Origin of the sequence: Mesorhizobium carmichaelinearum (genome assembly GCF_900199455.1) — a bacterium.
Taxonomy (GTDB): domain Bacteria; phylum Pseudomonadota; class Alphaproteobacteria; order Rhizobiales; family Rhizobiaceae; genus Mesorhizobium; species Mesorhizobium carmichaelinearum.
Genome location: NZ_FZQR01000008.1, coordinates 45,233 through 60,762, shown reverse-complemented (window position 1 = coordinate 60,762; position 15,530 = coordinate 45,233). Strand labels below are relative to the sequence as shown.

At 62.3% G+C, this 15,530-nt stretch carries 20 protein-coding genes; 5 read left to right on the top strand and 15 right to left on the bottom strand.

What is annotated here, in order from left to right; translation table 11 throughout:
• Positions 1 to 21: 21 nt before the first annotated feature.
• Complete coding sequence (locus tag CKW40_RS19260; RefSeq protein ID WP_095201471.1) at positions 22 to 546, bottom strand: hypothetical protein; 525 nt, start codon at positions 544 to 546, stop codon at positions 22 to 24.
• Positions 543 to 2,774: a phosphoribosylformylglycinamidine synthase subunit PurL gene (gene purL, locus CKW40_RS19255; RefSeq protein ID WP_095201470.1), complete on the bottom strand. Its 2,232-nt coding sequence runs from the start codon at positions 2,772 to 2,774 to the stop codon at positions 543 to 545. The genes CKW40_RS19260 and purL overlap by 4 nt, the downstream gene beginning before the upstream one ends.
• Before the next feature lie 207 nt (positions 2,775 to 2,981).
• Between purL and CKW40_RS43810 the strand changes: the two genes are divergently transcribed.
• On the top strand, positions 2,982 to 3,146 hold the full coding sequence (locus CKW40_RS43810; RefSeq protein WP_179298019.1) for a hypothetical protein: 165 nt from the start codon (positions 2,982 to 2,984) through the stop codon (positions 3,144 to 3,146).
• 16 nt (positions 3,147 to 3,162) lie between these two features.
• Here the strand turns inward: CKW40_RS43810 and CKW40_RS19245 are convergent, their stop codons facing one another.
• Entirely contained in the window at positions 3,163 to 4,581 is a 1,419-nt protein-coding gene (locus tag CKW40_RS19245) for an aminotransferase-like domain-containing protein (protein WP_095201468.1), read from the bottom strand.
• Between the two features lie 93 nt (positions 4,582 to 4,674).
• Here CKW40_RS19245 and CKW40_RS19240 point away from each other — a divergent pair, with 93 nt between their 5' ends.
• Positions 4,675 to 4,926: a DUF1127 domain-containing protein gene (locus CKW40_RS19240; RefSeq protein WP_095201467.1), complete on the top strand. Its 252-nt coding sequence runs from the start codon at positions 4,675 to 4,677 to the stop codon at positions 4,924 to 4,926.
• 27 nt (positions 4,927 to 4,953) lie between these two features.
• Here CKW40_RS19240 and CKW40_RS19235 read toward each other — a convergent pair whose 3' ends face one another.
• The 8 genes from CKW40_RS19235 to purC form a co-directional block, all read right to left on the bottom strand.
• Positions 4,954 to 5,595: a Pr6Pr family membrane protein gene (locus tag CKW40_RS19235; RefSeq protein WP_095201466.1), complete on the bottom strand. Its 642-nt coding sequence runs from the start codon at positions 5,593 to 5,595 to the stop codon at positions 4,954 to 4,956.
• A gap of 2 nt (positions 5,596 to 5,597) precedes the next feature.
• Entirely contained in the window at positions 5,598 to 6,005 is a 408-nt protein-coding gene (locus CKW40_RS19230; RefSeq protein WP_095201465.1) for a hypothetical protein, read from the bottom strand.
• Complete coding sequence (locus CKW40_RS19225; RefSeq protein WP_095201464.1) at positions 6,002 to 6,667, bottom strand: glutathione S-transferase family protein; 666 nt, start codon at positions 6,665 to 6,667, stop codon at positions 6,002 to 6,004. Before CKW40_RS19225 ends, CKW40_RS19230 begins: the two co-directional genes overlap by 4 nt.
• Before the next feature lie 70 nt (positions 6,668 to 6,737).
• Complete coding sequence (purQ, locus tag CKW40_RS19220; RefSeq protein ID WP_095201463.1) at positions 6,738 to 7,406, bottom strand: phosphoribosylformylglycinamidine synthase subunit PurQ; 669 nt, start codon at positions 7,404 to 7,406, stop codon at positions 6,738 to 6,740.
• The gene (locus tag CKW40_RS19215) at positions 7,403 to 7,954 is read right to left on the bottom strand and encodes an RNA 2'-phosphotransferase (RefSeq protein ID WP_095201462.1); all 552 of its coding nucleotides are present in this window, start codon (positions 7,952 to 7,954) and stop codon (positions 7,403 to 7,405) included. The genes purQ and CKW40_RS19215 overlap by 4 nt, the downstream gene beginning before the upstream one ends.
• 15 nt (positions 7,955 to 7,969) lie before the next feature.
• Positions 7,970 to 8,248, bottom strand: coding sequence for a hypothetical protein (locus tag CKW40_RS19210; protein WP_143748331.1), 279 nt, complete (start codon positions 8,246 to 8,248; stop codon positions 7,970 to 7,972).
• Between the two features lie 18 nt (positions 8,249 to 8,266).
• The gene (gene purS / locus CKW40_RS19205) at positions 8,267 to 8,509 is read right to left on the bottom strand and encodes a phosphoribosylformylglycinamidine synthase subunit PurS (protein ID WP_095201688.1); all 243 of its coding nucleotides are present in this window, start codon (positions 8,507 to 8,509) and stop codon (positions 8,267 to 8,269) included.
• 44 nt (positions 8,510 to 8,553) lie between these two features.
• A complete protein-coding gene (gene purC, locus CKW40_RS19200) occupies positions 8,554 to 9,348 on the bottom strand; it encodes a phosphoribosylaminoimidazolesuccinocarboxamide synthase (RefSeq protein WP_027028673.1) in 795 nt (264 codons plus the stop codon).
• Between the two features lie 274 nt (positions 9,349 to 9,622).
• Here purC and CKW40_RS19195 point away from each other — a divergent pair, with 274 nt between their 5' ends.
• Together CKW40_RS19195 and CKW40_RS19190 are read left to right on the top strand one after the other, a co-directional pair.
• The gene (locus CKW40_RS19195) at positions 9,623 to 9,943 is read left to right on the top strand and encodes a DUF1476 domain-containing protein (RefSeq protein ID WP_010909104.1); all 321 of its coding nucleotides are present in this window, start codon (positions 9,623 to 9,625) and stop codon (positions 9,941 to 9,943) included.
• A gap of 163 nt (positions 9,944 to 10,106) precedes the next feature.
• Positions 10,107 to 10,880 (top strand): HpcH/HpaI aldolase family protein, encoded by a 774-nt coding sequence (locus CKW40_RS19190; protein ID WP_095201461.1) that lies wholly within the window; start codon positions 10,107 to 10,109, stop codon positions 10,878 to 10,880.
• A 7-nt stretch (positions 10,881 to 10,887) separates the two neighbouring features.
• Here the strand turns inward: CKW40_RS19190 and CKW40_RS19185 are convergent, their stop codons facing one another.
• On the bottom strand, positions 10,888 to 11,442 hold the full coding sequence (locus CKW40_RS19185; RefSeq protein WP_095201460.1) for an RBBP9/YdeN family alpha/beta hydrolase: 555 nt from the start codon (positions 11,440 to 11,442) through the stop codon (positions 10,888 to 10,890).
• Between the two features lie 244 nt (positions 11,443 to 11,686).
• Between CKW40_RS19185 and CKW40_RS19180 the strand changes: the two genes are divergently transcribed.
• Positions 11,687 to 12,499 (top strand): VOC family protein, encoded by an 813-nt coding sequence (locus CKW40_RS19180; protein ID WP_095201687.1) that lies wholly within the window; start codon positions 11,687 to 11,689, stop codon positions 12,497 to 12,499.
• Between the two features lie 241 nt (positions 12,500 to 12,740).
• On the opposite strand, the gene purB is transcribed toward CKW40_RS19180, so the two are convergent.
• From purB to CKW40_RS19165, 3 genes are all read right to left on the bottom strand, one after another.
• A complete protein-coding gene (gene purB / locus CKW40_RS19175; RefSeq protein ID WP_095201459.1) occupies positions 12,741 to 14,048 on the bottom strand; it encodes an adenylosuccinate lyase in 1,308 nt (435 codons plus the stop codon).
• A 157-nt stretch (positions 14,049 to 14,205) separates the two neighbouring features.
• Positions 14,206 to 14,724, bottom strand: coding sequence for a hypothetical protein (locus CKW40_RS19170; RefSeq protein WP_179298018.1), 519 nt, complete (start codon positions 14,722 to 14,724; stop codon positions 14,206 to 14,208).
• Positions 14,721 to 15,443 (bottom strand): DUF2259 domain-containing protein, encoded by a 723-nt coding sequence (locus CKW40_RS19165; RefSeq protein WP_095201458.1) that lies wholly within the window; start codon positions 15,441 to 15,443, stop codon positions 14,721 to 14,723. Before CKW40_RS19165 ends, CKW40_RS19170 begins: the two co-directional genes overlap by 4 nt.
• Positions 15,444 to 15,530: the final 87 nt, after the last annotated feature.

The following is a 15,530-nucleotide window of genomic DNA, read 5'->3' as shown; positions in this document are numbered from 1 at the left end:
CGGCACCGGCGCGATTGTCGCCTAAGGCGCATTCTCATCCGGACGGACCGCATCGGCTGTGGGGTCGTCTTCGCGCATCGAGAAGGCACGGCCAAGGCTGATGACCAACACGTAGAGCGGGATGTTGGCCGCCAGGTTGGCGATCGGCAGATAGCTGGTCATCCGCCAGACGGGCGAGAAGAACGGCCGGCCGTAACCATCGCAGGCTAGCGAAGAGCCATACTCCCACAGGGCTCCCAGGATGGCCGCAACGGCGAAAAGCTTGATGCAGGTGACGACCCGGCCTGTCCTCGCGGGTTCCGGCAAAAGCCGGCTCCAAAGCACGAGGCAGACGATCGGAACCGCATAGATGAGGTTCTGCAGCACCAGCATGGGCAGCGTGCCATTGGCCGAAGCCAGGAACTGCTCACGCCTTTCCAGTAGCGGGCAAACCTCGCTCGAGGTCGTCGACAGCAGGAAAAAGACGAACGGACCGAGGAACCAGAAGAAGAACAGCGACGGCCAGAAAACGACTGCAAGCAGCGCCCGGACGGCCAGTGTGCTCAACTGGCCTGGTCCATGAAGCGAGGGAACCAGCCTTCGTGGGCAGCCTTCAGGTCGCTGACCGGGATGGCCCTGGCGTCGCCGAGCTTCAGCGCGTCGCCGCCGGTCGAGCCGATCCACGGCGCGAAGATGCCGAGTTCGCCCTGCTGCTTGCGGATGGCGTCCCATTCCTCGCCATGCGGGTCGATCGACAGCGTCAGCAGATAGCGGCCCTGGTCCTCGCCGAACCAGACCGGGATCGGATCGGTGCCGACTAGGCCGGGAACGGTCGCGCCAATGCCCGACCCCATTGCCATTTCAGCCAGCGCCACAGCGATGCCGCCGTCAGAAACGTCGTGGGCTGATGTGACGATGCCGGAGGCGATCAGCGAGCGCACATGATCGCCGACGCGCTTCTCATGCGCGAGGTCGACCGGCGGTGGCGGGCCGTCCGTGCGGCCATGGATGTCCCTGAAATAGACCGACTGGCCAAGATGCGTGCCCCAGGAGGCGGGTGCGCCGACCAGCAGGATCATCTGGCCCTCAGCGGCAAAGCCGGTGCGCACCATCTTCGACCAGTCGGCGATGAGGCCGACGCCGCCGATGGTCGGTGTCGGCAGGATGCCCTGGCCGTTGGTCTCGTTGTAGAGCGAGACATTGCCCGACACGATCGGGAAGCCGAGCGCGCGGCAGGCATCGCCGATGCCTTTCACCGCGCCGACCAGCTGGCCCATGATCTCCGGCCGTTCCGGATTGCCGAAATTAAGGTTGTCGGTGGCGGCCAGCGGCAGTGCGCCGGTGGCGGTGAGATTGCGCCAGCATTCGGCCACGGCCTGCTTGCCGCCCTCATAGGGGTCGGCTTCGCAATAGCGCGGCGTCACGTCAGAGGAGAAGGCAAGCGCCTTGGTGGCATGGCCTTCCACCCGCACCACGCCGGCATCGCCGCCGGGAAGCTGAAGCGAATTGCCCTGGATCAGCGTGTCGTATTGCTCCCACACCCAGCGGCGCGACGACAGGTCCGGGCCGCCGAGCAGTTTCAGCAGCGCGTCCGCAACATCTGCCTGCGGAATGTCATTGGCGGCGAGCGGCGCCGGCTTCTTCGCCTCTACCCAGGGGCGGTCATATTCCGGCGCCTTGTCGCCGAGATCCTTGATCGGCAGGTCGGCAACCTGGTCGCCCTGATGCAGCACGCGGAAACGCAGATCGTCGGTGGTCTTGCCGACAATGGCGAAGTCGAGGCCCCATTTGTGGAAGATCGCCTCGGCTTCCTTTTCCTTCTCGGGGCGCAGCACCATCAGCATGCGCTCCTGGCTTTCCGACAGCATCATCTCGTAGGCGCTCATGCGCTCCTCGCGCACCGGCACCTTGTCGAGATCGAGCTCGATGCCGAGGTCGCCCTTGGCGCCCATCTCGACCGCCGAACAGGTGAGGCCGGCCGCACCCATGTCTTGGATGGCGATGACGGCGCCCGACGCCATCAGTTCGAGGCAGGCTTCGAGTAGGCATTTTTCGGTGAAGGGGTCGCCGACCTGCACGGTCGGGCGCTTCTCGTCGATCTTGTCGTCGAATTCGGCCGACGCCATGGTGGCGCCGCCGACGCCGTCGCGGCCGGTCTTGGCACCGAGATAGACGACCGGTAGGCCGACGCCCTTGGCTTCCGACAGGAAGATGGCATTGGTCTTGGCGAGACCCGCGGCAAAAGCGTTGACCAGGATGTTGCCGTTGTAGCGGGCATCGAAATTGACCTCGCCGCCGACCGTCGGCACGCCGAAGGAATTGCCGTAGCCGCCGACGCCGGAAACCACGCCGGCGACGAGATGTCTGGTCTTGGGGTGATCGGGAGCGCCGAAGCGCAACGCGTTCATCGCCGCGATCGGCCGCGCGCCCATGGTGAAGACGTCGCGCAAAATGCCGCCGACGCCGGTCGCCGCACCCTGGTAGGGTTCGATGAAAGAGGGGTGGTTGTGGCTTTCCATCTTGAAGACGACGCAGTCGCCGTCACCGATGTCGACCACGCCGGCATTCTCGCCCGGCCCCTGGATGACCTGTGGCCCGGTGGTGGGCAGCGTGCGCAGCCACTTCTTCGAGGATTTGTACGAACAGTGCTCGTTCCACATCGCCGAGAAGATGCCGAGCTCGGTAAAGCTCGGCTCGCGGCCGACGAGATCGAGGATGCGCTGATACTCGTCTGGCTTCAGCCCATGGGCGGCGATGAGTTCGGGGGTGATCGGCACGGAATTGGAAATGGTCATGGGCGGCGATTTATGTCCATGGGAACGGGGATTTTGAGTCCCCTCATATCGCAAGCTTTGCGGCCGATACACCCGTCGATCGAGGAAAATGGACAGAAAGCACAAGGCGACGGCCGAGATGGCCTCCGCGGCGAGCAATGCAACGCCGCTGGGGAACGCTATGATGTCCCGGCCGTTGGGTCTGAGACCATCCAGGAGATCCAGACCATGGCTACCAAGCAAGGCAAGAAAGACAATCGCCTCTCGGACAAGGAGGCCATGCATATTGCCGAGACCACCGACGTTTCGCCTGGGCAGGCCAAGGAACTTGCCGAGAAGCACGGCAAGGAGAAGGCCAAGAAGGAGGCGGCCAACTTCAAGGCCGAGGGCTGACCCGCGTTCAGTTCGCTCAGGAGAAGCTGTCGTAGCCGGCGCGGCCCTCATCGAGGAGGCGGCGAATGACCGCAACGCCGTCGGCGACATCGCTGCGCTGCCTCGGATGCGAGATGCCGAAGCGGACGCCATGAAAGACCTGCTCGGAGCGGCCGGCCTTGAACTCGTCCTCATCTTTGATCAGCACGCCCTGTTCCAGGCAGGCATTCTTGAAGGTGCCGGAAAGCCAGGGGTCGGGCAGGGTCAGCCAGACAAAGGGCACCTTGTCGTGTGACTTGAACGCGAAGCCGGCCAAGGTCTCGCGCACGATCGCAATGCGGGCATTGATTTCGGCGATACTGCGTTTGCGTATCTCTCCGGCCTGACCGGACAGCACCAATCGGGCATTCAATTCCGCCAGCAGGAAGGGCATGCCGCCGGTCATCATCTTGTGGGCGACGCGGATACGGTGGCGATAGGCGGGTGGGCAGGACAGCCAGCCGCCGCGCACACCGGCCGCGACCGATTTCGACAGGCCGCCGGCGACGATGGTTCTCTCCGGTGCAAATTCGGCGAGCAAGGGTGTCGGATCATCGGTGAGGTGGCCATAGAGATCGTCCTCGATGAGAACGACGTTGTATTCGCGCGCGGCACGCGCGATGGCCTCGCGGCGGGCTGCCGACAAGGTCACCAGGGTGGGGTTCTGCACCGTCGGCATCAGAAACATCATCTTGGGATGCTTTTGCGCGCAGACACGTTCGAAATCCTGGGGATCGATACCGTCGTCATCCGACGCCACCAACGCTATGCGCCGGCCGATCAGCCCGGCACTGCGCGAGATCTGCGAGTAGGTAAGGTGCTCGAAGGCGATGTAGTCGCCGGGCGTGGTCAGCGCCGCGATCGCCGCCATCACAGCGGCATGGGTGCCGATTGTAGCAACGATGCTGTCGGCGTTCGGGCGGAACGAATTGCGCGACAGCCAGCGGGCGCCGGCTTCGTACCAGCGGCCCGGAAAATCCCACGTGTAGCTTGAGATCTCGTGCGGATGATCCTGGGCGGTGCGCGACAGGACATCGGCGACGATGGCGCCCTGGCCGATGTCGGGCGCGGCCATGCTGTCGAAACGCAGCTTGCCGCGCGGCGCCTCGATGTGGCGTGTGCTTTCGCCGCTGACGTCCGGCGCCAGCAAGTCCGGCCTCGCACCATCGGCGCGTTGGCCAAGCACAAAGGTTCCACGCCCCACTTCGCCGCTCACCAGTCCACGCTCGCGCAGCAATTGATAGGCCCGACCGACCGTGCCGACCGTGGTGCCGATGTCGTAGGCGAGGTCGCGCTGCGGTGGCAGTTTTGTTCCGGCACCGATCACGCCCTGGTCGATACCCGCTTCGACCGAGTCGGCAAGGCGTTGATAGAGCGGCCCGGCGCCGGTGGTCAGATCTGGAAGCCAATTTGTCATGGTGACAATTTTCTATATTGCACCGGAATATGAGTCAATACATATCAATCTCGCACCAAAAGAGGTGCAATTGAGAGTTTTGGCAGAAAGAAAATGGATACAATCGCGACAATCCGTCATTCAAGAGCCGCGTTTCCAAGCGAGGCGCTGCGGCCGTCCGGCCAGCGGGGCTTTGTCGGCCGTCTGGTGCGCGTGGTCAGGTCGCTGGTGCGATGGATCGACCATTTGCTGGAGCGCCGGCGCGGCCGGCTGGCTTTGCTGGAGATGACCGACGATCAGCTCAAGGACATCGGCATCTCCCGCTGCGATGCCCATCGCGAGGGCATCAGGCGGTTCTGGGAATAGAAGCCAATTCTAACGGACCCGTTTGTCTTAACGGACCCGTTTGGCCCCGCGATGGCCGATGCCGCGATCGATAAAAACGGCAACAACGCTGATCACCAGGAACAGCGCGGTGATGGCCAATGCCGCGACGGCGACACTGGCTGCGCCGTTCTTGGCGACATCGAGGAAAGGGTAGGGCACCTCGCCGGCAAACGGCGCCCGCGCCAGAGCATAGGCCAGATAGGCGATGGGATAGAGCACCCACCAGGAAATGTCGCTCCATCTTGTCCTGCCGTCGGCGCCCGCGATTAGCCACCACAGCACGAACAGCACCGGCGTGACGTAGTGCAGCAGCACATCGCAGAGCAGGAACAGTCCTTGCGGCTGCCAGAGCTGTGCCAGAACCGTCGCATAGACGATGAACACCAGGGTGATCGAAACCGCAACCCCCGCCCGCATCCGTGACCCGGCGAAGGCCGGCAGCCAGGCATAGCCGGTGGATGACAGCAGCGATGTGTGCACCAGCACGGCGCCGATATTGGTCAGGATGGTGAAGAAACTGAACAGGAAGACGATCGAGCCGAGCAGGCTGCGCCCGGCTTCCATCGACGCTGGAATGCTGATGCAGAACTGCAGGACGAGCCCGGCCAGACCAACGGCCAGCCCCACCATCTGCAGGAAACGGCCCATGGTCAGGCGGTCGCGGCGCAGGCCGGGTTGCCGGCTTGCCAGCGGGCAATGTCGGAGCCGATGCGCGCGCCGAGCGGGTCGTGCATCAGCGGGCCGAAGGCGTCGACGCGGCTCGAATTGCCTTGCGCCTGCACGACCAGCAACGGTTTGCCTCCATAGTGCTTGGCTGGCACCAAAAGGAAACGCGGCGTGCCGCTGAACGAGTTCAGCTCATTGGCCATCTGATATTGCTTGAAGGCCGGATCCTTGCTGGCAATCCAGCATTTGTGTGCGGCGATCGCCACCTGTTCCATGGCCAGCAGCGCCGCACTCTTGCCGGAGGGCACAGGCGTGCTCTTCGGGGTCGATTGGCACGAGGCCAGGGCAAAGCCTGCAGCGGCGACGAGAACGATCGTCTTGCTCTTGATCAAGCGGCACCCATCTCGAGTTCGGACAGGAAGATTTTCAGGCCGTCGGTCATCTCACCCCATACACGCGACAGTGCCGGGTGCTGCGATGCGATCTGCTCATAGGCATCGAATTTGGGATAGGCGTCGAGCAGGTCGTGGCGGGCTGTCATGGCGCGGAAATTGTTGAAGATGAACCGGGTCGGCGTCAGCCAGGCGTCGGCGAAGCTGATGTCGTTGCCGAGCGCGAAGGGACCTTGCGCCATGCGCGCCTCGATCGCCGCCAGCCCGTGATGCAGGCGGGCGAATTGGGCGTCGATCTCGGCATTGTCTCGTTTCTGGACGAAATGCAGCTCGAAAAGCTTCATCGTCGGCGTCAGCACGTCGAGATCGGTGATGCGGGCGAACATGCGCACCAGCGCGCGATCCTTGGAATCGGGCGGCAGCAGCGCCGGTTCGGGAAACCGCTCCTCGAGATATTCGGCGATGACAACCGATTCGACGATGGTTTCGCCCGAGCCCGTGATCAGCACCGGAATCCGGTTCATCGGCGAGATGGCGCGAAACTCTTCGGGGATCGGAAAACCGGGCGGCGGCGCGATGATCTTGAGCGGCACGTCCTTGATATAGGCCAGCGCCCGCACGATCGACGAGTAGGGCGACAACGGCCGCGAATAGAGTTTCATGACCGTCTCTCTCCCCAGAGCAATGGACGTGATGTCCTTGTAAATTTTACTGCATTTGCGGCTGAAATCGTCAAGCGGCGATGCCGAGCGCGCCTTCGAAGAGGGCGCGACCGTCGCTGCCGCCATGGGCGGCTTCGATCAGGTTTTCAGGATGCGGCATCAGGCCGAGCACATTGCCTTGTTCGTTGATGATGCCGGCAATGTCGTTGATCGAGCCATTGGGGTTGGTACCCTCGGCATAGCGGAACACCACCTGGCCTTCATCTTCGAGGCGGGCAAGGGTTTCGGCGTCGGCGAAGTAATTGCCGTCGTGGTGCGCCACCGGCGAGCGGATGATCTGGCCCGGCTGATAGCGGCGGGTGAACATGGTGTTGGCGTTGGTGATTTCGAGCTTGATCTGCCGGCAGACGAACTTCAGCGAGGTGTTGCGCATGAGCGCCCCTGGTAGCAGGCCGGCCTCGACGAGGATCTGAAAACCGTTGCAGACGCCGATGACGGTGACGCCCTTGGCGGCCTTTTCGGCGACCGCCCGCATCACCGGCATGCGCGCGGCGATGGCGCCACAACGCAGATAGTCGCCAAAGGAGAAGCCGCCCGGAATGGCGATCAGGTCGACATCCGGGATTTCGGTGTCGGTCTGCCAGACGGTGACCGGCGGCTTTCCCGAAATCTTGGTCAGCGCCGCGATCATGTCGCGGTCGCGGTTGAGGCCAGGCAGGAGGACGACGGCGGATTTCATGGCAATTCCCGTTCGAGCATCTGAGTGAGATACCGGGGTGGAACGTGGTTGGTCAACCAGACACCGTTATCGGAGAGAAAGAATGACGCCCCATCCCTGGTCATGGCTGCCGAGTCGACCTTCAGGATAACACTTTTTCCGGCGCGGCGACGCGCGACGATCAGAGCCGTTTCGACATCTTTGGACAAGTGAACATGTTGGCGTGACTGGCTGGTCAGGCCTTCGCGCAAAATGGCGGGAAGAAACGCTTCCTTGGTGCCGTGATAGAGCAAATCAGGCGGAACCGACGGCGGCAGGCCGAGATCGACATCGACGCTGTGGCCCTGCACGGCACGGATGCGATTGCCTTCGACGGCAAAGCGCTTCTTTGGATTTTCCTCGACGACTCGTAAGACATCGACAGTTGAAGCGCCGAACTTCGTCTGGATGACCGCGCAAAGCGCATCAAAATCGGCCCAGCCGTTTTCGTCGAGCGACAGCCCTGCCTCCCGCGGTGCGTGCCGCAGGACCAGGCTCATGAATTTCGAGATTTGTGTGTCGTTCGGCATCGTAAAGGTACGGTTTCAAAGCGCGGCTGCCGAACGAATATCATTTCGGCTCATAAGGTCTTTGGGCTCGGCGAGTTCACGCAAATCCAGGCGGCGGTCTATGCGTTCAAGACGCTCGTCTTGCCGGGCGAGAATGCCATAAACGTTGTGAATATCGCTTTGCGTCGCCACCATGTGACCACGCATCACATTCAATTCCCGTTTCGTCTCGGAGACATCCTGGCGAGCCTCACCGATTTCGTGATGCACGCGCTTCAGAAGCCCGAACATCAGCTCATTCGTGACTTCCGACATAGTGCCTCCGACACAACCTCAGGTAAGCGATACGCTATAGTTCTCGATCACCGTGTTCGCCAGCAGCTTGTCGCACATGGCCTTCAGGTCTGCTTCGGCCTTGGCCTTGTCGCTCTCGGCCAGTTCGACGTCGAACACCTTGCCTTGCCGCACCGCGCCGACGCCATCAAAACCCAGGCCGGACAGTGCATGTTCGATCGCCTTGCCCTGCGGGTCGAGAACGCCGTTCTTGAGGGTGACGGTAATGCGGGCCTTGATCACGCTGGACATGCTCCTGTTCTAAAGTATCGGGTTGCAAGCCGCGCTCAGTGCGGCTTGCCTTTGACGCCGTCGGTCGAGGCGACAAGCACCGGACCGGTGGGGCGCGGCGGCTCATTCTCGTTCATGATGCCGAGGCGGCGGGCGACTTCCTGGTAGGCTTCGACCAAGCCGCCCATATCACGGCGGAACCGGTCCTTGTCGAGCTTGTCCTGCGTCGCCACGTCCCACAGGCGGCAGGAGTCGGGCGAAATCTCGTCGGCGACGACGATGCGCATCATGTCGCCTTCGAACAGGCGGCCGCACTCGATCTTGAAGTCGACGAGCTGGATGCCGACGCCCATGAACAGGCCGGAGAGGAAATCGTTGACGCGGATGGCGAGCGCCATGACGTCGTCGATCTCCTGCGGGCTCGCCCAGCCGAAGGCCGTGATGTGTTCTTCCGACACCATCGGATCGTCGAGCGCATCGGCCTTGTAATAGAATTCGATGATCGAGCGCGGCAAAACAGTGCCTTCCTCGATGCCGAGGCGCTTGGACAGCGAGCCGGCGGCGACGTTGCGCACCACCACTTCAAGTGGGATGATCTCGACTTCCTTGATCAGCTGCTCGCGCATGTTGAGCCGGCGGATGAAGTGGGTCGGAATCCCCATGCGGTTCAAGTGGTTGAAGATGTACTCGGAAATGCGGTTGTTGAGCACGCCCTTGCCGTCGATGACCTCGTGTTTCTTCTTGTTGAACGCGGTTGCATCGTCCTTGAAGAACTGGATCAGCGTGCCCGGTTCCGGTCCCTCATAGAGGATCTTGGCCTTGCCTTCATAAATGCGGCGGCGATTTTTCATCTGATTTTTCTCTGGATTTGCGGGCAGGCGGCAAGCGACCAGTTCCTGTCCGTCTGCCTAAATTAGTGTGGCGACGGTTGGGTTCAATGCCGGGTCTATCCCAATCACATCGTTTGCTCAATCGGCAAATCCTTCCAACCAACCGCTTTCGGGACTGAAATGCCGCAGCGCAGCATATGACGAAGCGTATTGACCGGCTCGCGACCTTTTGGTTTGTGCTTTGGCAACACACATATCTCTTGCCAACGAATCGGATTTGACCCGGAGGGACGCCATGAGCAGCATGAAAGACCGCGAAGAGGGCTTCGAGCGCAAATTCGCATTTGATGAGGAGCTTCGGTTCAAGGCATCGGCGCGCCGCAACAAGGCGCTCGGCCTGTGGGCCGCCGAAAAGCTCGGAAAATCGGGCGCCGACGCTGATGCCTACGCCAAGGAAGTCGTTGTTTCCGACATCGAGGAAGCCGGCGATCACGACGTGTTCCGCAAGATCCGCAAGGATTTCGATGCCGCGGGCGTCGAGCAGTCGGACCATCAGATCCGCCGCACCATGGACGAACTGATGGCGCAGGCGATCGAGCAGATCAAGAACACCTGATTCCGGAGCAGGTTCCGCAAAAGTGTCCCACGGTTTTGCGACAGAACCTGCGGCGAAAAGGACCACTGGACCAATCGACCGCCCGGCCAAGCCGGGCGGTTTTTCTTTGCCTTTGCACTGGTTTCCGGCTGAAACTGCGGACGCTAACCAGGAAAGAGATTAGATGTCCCTGAAGTCCCGCCTTGCCGCCGATGAAACGCTGATCACCGCCTGGTCCGGCGTGCCGGACGCCCTTACCGTCGAGATCCTCGCCAAACAGGGCTTCGATGCCATCACGCTCGACATGCAGCATGGCGGCCACCATGAGGACAGCGTATTGCGCGGTCTCGTGCCGGTACTTGCCGCGAACAAGCCGGCGCTGGTGCGCATTCCCGTTGGCCGCTTCGACATGGCAAGCCGGGCGCTCGATTTCGGCGCCGAGGCGGTCATCGCGCCGATGGTGAACTCGGTGGCCGACGCAAGGCTGTTCGCCGCGGCGATGAAGTATCCGCCACTCGGCGAGCGTTCGTGGGGCCCGACCTATGCCTTTCCACGCCACGGCAAGGGCGACTATGCCGAATGGCTGCGCGACACCAACCAGCGCACGATGGCTTTTGCCATGGTCGAGACGCGCGCCGCGCTCGACGCGCTCGACGGCATTCTCGACACGCCGGGCATCGACGGCATTTTCCTCGGCCCATCGGATTTCTCGATCGCCTGGAGCAACGGCACGGTCGTCAATTCGACGCTGGAAAGCATGATGGAGACGATAGCATCGGTCGCCGAGCGCACCCGCAAGGCCGGAAAACATGCGGCGATCTATGTCGTCGAACCGGCAATTGCCGGCCGTGTCGTGTCGATGGGCTACCGACTGCTCGCCACCGGGTCCGAACATGCGCTGATTTCGCTGGGGGCAAAGACTCTGCTCAAGAGCATCAAGGATTCCATCGGCGCCTGAGACTGCTCTACGCCTTCAGGTCCGTCAGGAATTTGGCGAAGGTCATCGATCCCTCGGGCCAGGGGCCGAAGCCTGAATCCTGGTTGAGATGGCCGGTCTCGCCGGCATCGATGAACAGCGAACCCCAGGCGCCGGCAATGTCCTCTGCGACGTCGAAAGCGCAGAACGGGTCGTTGCGGCTGGCGATCACGATCGATGGAAAAGGCAAGGGCTCGCGCGGATAGGGACCGAAGGTCATCAGGTGCTTCGGCTTGATCTTGGGGTTGGCGACATCGGGCGGCGCCACGAAGAAGGCGCCGGCGACCGGCTTGACGAATTGCGGCATGGCCTGCACGGCCGCGGCGACACCAAGCGAATGCGCGACGATGACGACGGGTCGCTCGGCCTCGTTGACCGCTTTGGCCACGCTTGCCGTCCAGTCTTCGCGCACCGGCTTCGACCATTCCGCCTGTTCGACGCGCCGCGCCGTCGACAGTTTGGATTGCCAGCGGGTCTGCCAATGCTCAGGCCCGGAATTGGTGTAGCCCGGAACGATCAGGATATCTGCGTCTTTGACTTTCATGGCGTTGAGATAGCGAGCCCGATTGCCTCATGCAACCGTTGATGGGCAAGCTCCTGGTCATAATGGTGAACACCATGTTCGCATTTCGCTGTCTTGTGTGAACGATCGCGATAGACGATCTGTCGTCAGGAGAGAAACAGCCGTGGAGGACCGGATTTTGGCGCTGACACGACGTACAATGATCGGCGGCGCCGGGTTCCTGGCTTTGGGAGCTTCGTCGAGCGTGGCCGCAACGGAGACAATGATGAGCGAACTGCCATTTGCCGCCACCACGCCGGTGAGCGTTGCCCGCGTCGGGCTGAAGGCGCGTGATGCCGAAAGCCTCGCTGCCTATTACCGCCGGGTCGTCGGCCTGCAGGAGTTGAGCCGTGCCGATGGCGCGATCACGTTGGGGGCTGGCAGCCGTCCGTTGCTGGTGATCGAGGCTGATCCTTCGGCCAAGCCGGACGATCCGCGCAGCGCCGGTCTGTTCCACACCGCTTTCCTGCTGCCCAGCCGCGCCGATCTCGGTCGCTGGATCAACCACGCCATATCAGACAAGATCGCCATCGAGGGGGCTTCGGACCATCTGGTCAGCGAAGCGCTGTACCTGACCGATCCCGAAGGCAACGGCATCGAGATCTATGCCGACCGCCGTCCGCAGGACTGGAAATGGAACGGCGACAAAATCGCGATGGCGACCGAGCGGCTGAATATTCCGTCCATTGTCGCCGAAGTCCCGGCAGGCGATGCCGGCTGGCAAGGCGCGCCGCAGAACAGCATCGTTGGCCATGTCCATCTGCGTGTCGGCAGGCCGGAAGAGGCTGAGGCCTGGTGGAACCAGGAATTCGGCTTCGACACGGTGGCCAAATATGGCGGCCAGGCGGTGTTCCTGTCGTCCGGCGGTTATCATCACCACATTGGCGGGAATTCCTGGCACAGTGCCGGTGCCGGCCGGCGCGATCCAAGCCGCTCGGGGCTTGCCTGGGTCGAGATGCGTTCGGACAATGTGAGCAAGGAAACGATCCGTGAGGATCCGTGGGGCACGCTGATCAGGACTGTTCCTGGAAGGGCGTGATTGGACGTCGGCACAGCTTCTTTCTCCCCGTCACTATACGGGGAGAAATGCCCGGCAGGGCAATGAGGGGCGGCGCCAAGTTGTGAAATTGTCAAAGCGTGGATGGGTGCGATCGTCGCCGACGTCGGCGCTGCCCCTCATCCGCCCTTCGGGCGTTCGTCGTTCGAAAAGCCAAGCAATTGGCTTTTCGTCCGCTGTGCGGACCACTCCTCACCTCCCCATAAACGGGGAGAAGGAAAGCTCAGGCTTCCCCGAACACCCGCCTAAAAATCGTATCGACATGCTTGGTGTGGTAGCCTAGGTCGAATTTCTCGCGGATCTCGGCCTCCGGCAGTGCCGCGGTCACTTCCTTGTCGGCCAAAAGTTCCTCAAGGAAATCAGCGCCTTGTTCCCAAACTCTCATGGCGTTGCGCTGCACCAGCCGGTAGGAGTCTTCGCGTGACAGGCCGGCCTGCGTCAGCGCCAGCATCACGCGCTGCGAATGCACTAGGCCGCGGAACTTGTTCATGTTCTTCAGCATATTCTCGGGATAGACGACCAGCTTGTCGACGACCCCGGTCAGCCGTGACAGCGCGAAATCGAGCGTCACCGTGGCGTCCGGGCCGATCATGCGCTCGACCGAGGAGTGCGAGATGTCGCGCTCGTGCCAGAGCGCCACATCCTCCATCGCCGGCAGCGCCATGGAGCGGACCATGCGGGCAAGGCCGGTGAGGTTTTCCGTCAGCACCGGATTGCGCTTGTGCGGCATCGCCGACGAACCTTTTTGCCCCGGCGAAAAATACTCTTCGGCTTCCAGCACCTCGGTGCGCTGCAGATGCCGGATCTCGGTCGCCAGCCGCTCCATCGACGAGGCGATGACCCCAAGCGTGGCAAAGAACATGGCGTGGCGGTCGCGCGGGATGACCTGCGTCGAGACCGGCTCCGGCTTCAGCCCGAGTTTCGCCGCCACATGCTCCTCGACATAGGGTTCGATGTTGGCGAAGGTGCCGACCGCCCCGGAAATGGCGCAGGTTGCGATATCCTCCCGCGCATGCACCAGCCGCTCGCGGCAGCGCGAGAATTCGGCATAGGCCTGCGCCAGCTTGATGCCGAAGGTTGTCGGTTCGGCGTGGATGCCGTGGCTGCGGCCGATGGTGACGGTGTCCTTGTGCTCGAAGGCGCGACGCTTGAGCGCGGCAAGCAGGCCGTCAATGTCGGCGAGCAGGATATCGCTGGCGCGGGTAAGCTGGACGGCAAAGCAGGTGTCCAAAACATCCGAAGAAGTCATGCCCTGGTGGATGAAGCGCGCGTCCGGTCCGACGAATTCGGCGAGATGGGTCAGGAAGGCGATCACGTCATGCTTGGTGACGCGCTCGATCTCGTCGATCTTCTCGACGTCGAATTTCGCGGCACCGCCCTTTTCCCAGATGGTTTTGGCCGCTTCCTTGGGGATGACGCCGAGTTCGGCCAGCGCATCACAGGCATGGGCCTCGATTTCGAACCAGATGCGAAACCGGGTTTCGGGCGACCAGATGGCGACCATTTCCGGCCGGGAATAGCGAGGGATCATCGGTCAGTCCTGATGTATCTAGAGCAATCCAGGAAAAGTGCGCAGCGGTTTTCCGTCCGGAATTGCGAAAAAGAAGGAGTTAGAGCGGGTCGGCGGTTCTACCAAACGCTGAACCGCTCTGGGTTAGCCCGCGTCCTAACAGAGGCGGACAAAATGCTCAACGCCGCTGCAGTGCAAACCAGAGGCTGGCGGCAAACAAGGCGATAAAACCGAGCGGAAAATAGAGCCGGATGCCCAGTACCACGAACTGGTAGGACGCCACCGCCATCGTGAAGGCAAGCTGAAACCCCCAGGTGAGGGTGAAGACGGGCGCATGCCATTCGGCGTAGTAGGACCGGTACTGCAAGGCATAGAGCCCGGCGGTCACCCCGATCGTCGCGGCGGCAAGGCACACCATTGCCGCCGCGAAGGCGGCTTCCCGGCCTCTTCCGAGCGAAACCAGCCGTGCCGCGAACAGGCCAAGCGGAAAGGCGAGGGCGCCGCCACCCGCAAACAGCAGCGACACAATGCGGATTCTATCCGGCGTCACCCAATGATCCAGCAACAGGTTGATCAGCGCGCTGGCGCCCATCGTCACGCCCCACACCAGCGAGCCGAAAAGCGTCGCGCGCCACCCCGGCAAGGCGCGGCAGACGTGGTTCACATTGCGGCTGAGTATGGCGCCGTGCGTGCTCACAGGCGGCCGGTCACGGCGATCCAGCGGAAGTCCGGCCCCTCGAAGCCATATTGGCGGACCGCGATCAGCACGGCATAGGCACTGAGACTATCCATCGAAAATGTCTGGACCGCACCGATGCGATAGCCGTTCGGGCAGCCGCGACTCTTGGGGATCGACTTATCCTCGTGCAACAATTTGGTGGCACCGCCATCCTGCGCCTCGACGTGCAGCAGCCGGAAGCCATTGATCTCGCCCTGGCTGTCGCAGCCTTCGGTGTTGATCATGCCGATCTCGTCCAGCCGGAACTCGAGCGGTTGGTCGACCGGAGAAAAGATCGGCCGCGGATTGACCACTATGCGGTGCGGATCGGCCGAAAGCTCGGTCACCGGGTTGAAACCGGCGGTGATGCCGCGGTTGGCGCTGAGTTCTGCCTGGCCGACAATGGCCTCACCCTTTTGCCGGGCCTGAAGGCGCGCCGCGTCCAGTTTGGCGTTCTCGTCGTCGAGCCGGACCCGGATCGGCGTGCCCTTGAGAAAGCTGTCGGTGCTCGTGTCGATGTAATAGCGGTTGGCATAGGGAAAGCCCGACCCGTCCTGGACACCGTATTCCTCGAAGGCGAACACGCCACCGTCCTTGGTGAAGCCAAGGATCTCAAGCTCGGCGACATCGCCAGCGTGGGCAATTGACGCCGCAAACTGGACGGCCAGGGAAACGGCAAACAAAATAAGCATTCGCATCGGTTCTTCCCCCAGCAGCCGCGATCTTTGCAATCCCCTAGCACGGCCGAATCAAAACGTCGTGCGGCTGACAAGCCGATGCATCCA

What these genes read in the sequence shown, in the direction of transcription:
- purL (WP_095201470.1), bottom strand. Translation starts at nt 2,774, where the DNA reads ATGACCATTTCCAATTCCGTGCCGATCACCCCCGAACTCATCGCCGCC.
- CKW40_RS43810 (WP_179298019.1), top strand. Translation starts at nt 2,982, where the DNA reads ATGGCTACCAAGCAAGGCAAGAAAGACAATCGCCTCTCGGACAAGGAG.
- CKW40_RS19245 (WP_095201468.1), bottom strand. Translation starts at nt 4,581, where the DNA reads ATGACAAATTGGCTTCCAGATCTGACCACCGGCGCCGGGCCGCTCTAT.
- CKW40_RS19240 (WP_095201467.1), top strand. Translation starts at nt 4,675, where the DNA reads ATGGATACAATCGCGACAATCCGTCATTCAAGAGCCGCGTTTCCAAGC.
- CKW40_RS19235 (WP_095201466.1), bottom strand. Translation starts at nt 5,595, where the DNA reads ATGGGCCGTTTCCTGCAGATGGTGGGGCTGGCCGTTGGTCTGGCCGGG.
- CKW40_RS19225 (WP_095201464.1), bottom strand. Translation starts at nt 6,667, where the DNA reads ATGAAACTCTATTCGCGGCCGTTGTCGCCCTACTCGTCGATCGTGCGG.
- purQ (WP_095201463.1), bottom strand. Translation starts at nt 7,406, where the DNA reads ATGAAATCCGCCGTCGTCCTCCTGCCTGGCCTCAACCGCGACCGCGAC.
- CKW40_RS19215 (WP_095201462.1), bottom strand. Translation starts at nt 7,954, where the DNA reads ATGCCGAACGACACACAAATCTCGAAATTCATGAGCCTGGTCCTGCGG.
- CKW40_RS19210 (WP_143748331.1), bottom strand. Translation starts at nt 8,248, where the DNA reads ATGTCGGAAGTCACGAATGAGCTGATGTTCGGGCTTCTGAAGCGCGTG.
- purC (WP_027028673.1), bottom strand. Translation starts at nt 9,348, where the DNA reads ATGAAAAATCGCCGCCGCATTTATGAAGGCAAGGCCAAGATCCTCTAT.
- CKW40_RS19195 (WP_010909104.1), top strand. Translation starts at nt 9,623, where the DNA reads ATGAGCAGCATGAAAGACCGCGAAGAGGGCTTCGAGCGCAAATTCGCA.
- CKW40_RS19190 (WP_095201461.1), top strand. Translation starts at nt 10,107, where the DNA reads ATGTCCCTGAAGTCCCGCCTTGCCGCCGATGAAACGCTGATCACCGCC.
- CKW40_RS19185 (WP_095201460.1), bottom strand. Translation starts at nt 11,442, where the DNA reads ATGAAAGTCAAAGACGCAGATATCCTGATCGTTCCGGGCTACACCAAT.
- CKW40_RS19180 (WP_095201687.1), top strand. Translation starts at nt 11,687, where the DNA reads ATGAGCGAACTGCCATTTGCCGCCACCACGCCGGTGAGCGTTGCCCGC.
- purB (WP_095201459.1), bottom strand. Translation starts at nt 14,048, where the DNA reads ATGATCCCTCGCTATTCCCGGCCGGAAATGGTCGCCATCTGGTCGCCC.
- CKW40_RS19165 (WP_095201458.1), bottom strand. Translation starts at nt 15,443, where the DNA reads ATGCGAATGCTTATTTTGTTTGCCGTTTCCCTGGCCGTCCAGTTTGCG.